Annotated in this window: 4 protein-coding genes; all 4 read left to right on the top strand. The window is 45.9% G+C overall.

The window, feature by feature from the left end:
- Positions 1-788: histidine kinase (locus tag GXZ13_07765; protein NLX75699.1), on the top strand; the 788-nt coding region annotated here is incomplete at its 5' end.
- A gap of 72 nt (positions 789-860) precedes the next feature.
- Positions 861-1,529 (top strand): HAMP domain-containing histidine kinase, encoded by a 669-nt coding sequence (locus tag GXZ13_07760; protein NLX75698.1) that lies wholly within the window; start codon positions 861-863, stop codon positions 1,527-1,529.
- Positions 1,530-1,535: 6 nt separating this feature from the next.
- The gene (locus GXZ13_07755) at positions 1,536-2,243 is read left to right on the top strand and encodes a response regulator transcription factor (GenBank protein NLX75697.1); all 708 of its coding nucleotides are present in this window, start codon (positions 1,536-1,538) and stop codon (positions 2,241-2,243) included.
- A 156-nt stretch (positions 2,244-2,399) separates the two neighbouring features.
- Positions 2,400-3,299, top strand: a 900-nt coding sequence (locus GXZ13_07750; GenBank protein ID NLX75696.1) for a GGDEF domain-containing protein, incomplete at its 3' end; no start/stop codon positions are given.

Here is a 3,299-nt window from a genome sequence, read left to right as displayed (position 1 = left end):
TAGATTACCGTAATCCTGTCTTTATTTTACCGGCACCCACTGTAGAAACAGCAGGCTACGAAGTCGTGATTCGAGTGCGCAGTACCAGCACCGTGCTTTTGGCTGCTACTGTCTGGACTCCAGAAGAGTTCCTTGGCCATGCCGCGCGCAGTACATCGTTCTGGAGCTTCTACTTTGGCTTAGCTGCTCTAAGTAGCTTACTGGCATTGGTCTTGGCTTTAATTCTACGTACGCATTTACTCTGGACAGCTACCGCCTTTTCAGTGGCTTATGTGTTTGTCGCCAGTGTGCAAGGTTATGTGTACTGGGTTCTACCTGTGCTCGCCATTCCACTGCAACACTATGCCACCAGTGTTTTGATCTTGCTTTCGTTTGCTGTACTGATGTGGATGAGCAGTGAAATCGTCAATCTTAGACAGCATTTGCCGTTGGCCCATAAGATTTTAATGGTGGCGTGCGGAGTTACTTTATCGCTATTGGTTTTGATTCCTTTAGATTTGTATAGCATCGCAATCAAAATAAAAACTGCCATTTTGCTGATCGCTTATACGTTATTTATTTACTCAGTCTTGCATATTTGGATTAGAGATAAGTTTCCATTATCGACGCTAGCGCTGGGCATCAGCCCGATAGTGTGTATGGTCGCCAGCTTGTTTGGAGTGTTCTCTGCTTTTGGCTGGATTCCTTTTTATCAAGAAGTCTATGTGATTTGGCAGTACGCCTTGGTTGAAAATATGTTGCTGGTCCTGGCGATCAGCGTTTATCGCATACGCAAAAGACAACAGTAGGAATTTGAACGACAAAAGCTGACCCGCGACTTAGCCGCAGAGCGCGAAGCCAGTTTTAATCAGCGCCAGTTTATGGGCACGGTTTCACACGAATTTCGCACGCCCTTGGCCATTATTTGCGCAGCATTAGAAAATCTGCAACTCTCCGAATCTGATGTGGATAGTCCGCGCTTGAGCCGTTATCAAAAAATTGAGCGCGCCACTGAGCGTTTAATTCAGCTCACCGATAACTGCTTGGCGGATGCGCGTTTATCGGTTGGTGCGACAGCACTGTATCTTGAGCCAACTGACTTGATGCGCTTACTGTCGTCGGCCGCCTCGCTTGTGCACATCTCGGATACGCATCAGTTAGTATTGACCGTCAATGGTGATCCAGAGGCGGTTGCGGCTTGTCATTGTCAGGTATTGGTGGATTCGGCGATGATGAGAATTGCAATGTCTAACGTGATTGACAATGCCATCAAGTATTCAAATGGTGGCGATATTCGTATTGATTGCAGTGTGTCGGACGCAAAGGTAACTGTGCTGATTTATGATCAAGGCACAGGGATCGGCACGCTAGAGCCTGACGCTATTTTTCAACGCTATCGTCGTGGTAGCTCGTCAAAACATGGCACTGGATTGGGTTTGTTTGTGGCCCAGCAAATCGCTAATGCTTCAGGTGGAAGCTTAAAGCTGTTGCGCAGTACCGCTCAAGGCAGCTGTTTTGAGTTTACGTTAAAGCGGGCTATGGAGGATTAATCTCAGATGAATGTGAGCAAACCGAATATCGCCGTGATTGAAGACTCTAGTGATTTGCGTGAGGAGTTAAGCTTTTATCTCACGCAAAAAGGTTACAAGGTCTGGAGTGTGGGCAGCGCTGAAGCATTTTGGAAAGAACTGCATTTAAGTCCAGCCGATATTGTCTTGGTCGATATTGGTCTGCCGGGTGAAAATGGTTTTAACGTGGTTGAGCAACTGGGGAAAATGCAGAACTTTGGCTTAATCATCATCTCGGCGCGTGGCAGTCAAGAGGACAATAGGCTGGGGTTACAAAGCGGTGCCGACCTGTATTTGGTCAAGCCTATTAGTTTTTCGCACTTGGTGTCATCGATCGATGCTCTGTGGCACAGAATGCAAAACAGCCAAATGCAGACTGTTAGCCGGCCCAATACGGCTGAGCGCTGGGTGTTAAATAGTCAAACCAGAGTTTTAGTCTCGCCCTCCAATGGCGAGCTGAAACTGTCTCAGCAAGAACACAACTTGGTTGCCGCATTGAGTGATGCACCGCAAGAAGTGTTCTCTAAAGAAACATTGCACAATTTGTTGTTTCAATACGAGGAAGAAAGCGATGAGCACCGCATTGATGTGATTCTCAATCGCTTGCGTAAAAAAGCGCGTGAGCAGCATTTCAAATTACCGATTCATTCCATCTTTGGTAAAGGTGTGGTGTTTACTGGGCAGATAATAAAGTAGTAAAACTAAGACTTTTGAGAGAATTGAGAATGATGCATTCAAGTTCTTTTTCATAGACTAGCCCCAACAGCTGTTTATGCAAGTTTGGGGTGTGTTATGAATAATAAGGTCTTTTCGACACCTGAAAGGCTCTCGCAGCGGGTTTGCTGCAAAGTGATGTTCTCCAGTCTTGTTCTTTGGTTTTTTTGTGTTGCTGCTCAAGCATCACCGGTTGTAAATGTCGGCCAAGAAACCGTTCAGCTGACGAGTTTCCCAATTGAATATTTCATCGATGATTCACAGTTGCTCGACTATCAATCAGTTCGCCAAGAGGCGTTTCAGAACACAACGAGTACCACGACCCTTGGCACTCAAGCCACAGTGACTTGGTACCGAATTAGGCTCTACAATTCAAAACAACAAGATAAGAATCTTTTCCTGAATTTACCTAAAGCTTATCACGTGCGATCGATCCAAATAGTCGAAGAGCGCTCTGAAGGTTTAACCAAGCAAACTTTGCTAGACCTCAATCAAGCAAGTGATCACCCTCTGATGTACCGCGGCGCAGTGGTTTATCCTTTTGTTGTGCCTGCCGAAGATACTACTGTTCTGTACGTGCGCAGCCACGTCTACTCACACCAGTGGTTTGCTTCAGAAATCTACGATGAGGAGCACTCGCGAAGAGCGCTAGTAGGCAGGCATCTGGATATAGCTGTACTGGTCGGCATGATGCTGGCGCTAGTGTTTTACAACGGTTTGCTGTATTTCGCGACGAGCAGAAAAGAAAATATTCTTTATTCACTCTATCTGATCTCAGGATTAACTTGGATTGCATTGTCTTACGGCTTGATTAGCAAGGTATTTAACCTCTATGGCGACAGTGTATTTATCTTGAATTTATCGGTGTTTACTATGCCGATTTTTCTCTTGCTGTTTATGATGACTATTTTTGAGACACGGCAGTTTTACCTCAAAGAACATCGTGCCCTGCAAGCTGTGTTGGGGTTGTTGGTGGCCGCGTTTTTATATGGGTTGGTTGATATTACCCAGGCATTGAAGCCTGCGGCAATCCTAGCG

This window comes from Synergistaceae bacterium (assembly GCA_012728235.1).
Lineage (GTDB): Bacteria > Synergistota > Synergistia > Synergistales > Synergistaceae > JAAYFL01.
Note: the sequence above shows the minus strand (reverse complement) of the source record. Positions and strands in the feature narration are given on the sequence as shown.

What these genes read in the sequence shown, in the direction of transcription:
- GXZ13_07755 (NLX75697.1), top strand. Translation starts at nt 1,536, where the DNA reads ATGAATGTGAGCAAACCGAATATCGCCGTGATTGAAGACTCTAGTGAT.
- GXZ13_07760 (NLX75698.1), top strand. Translation starts at nt 861, where the DNA reads ATGGGCACGGTTTCACACGAATTTCGCACGCCCTTGGCCATTATTTGC.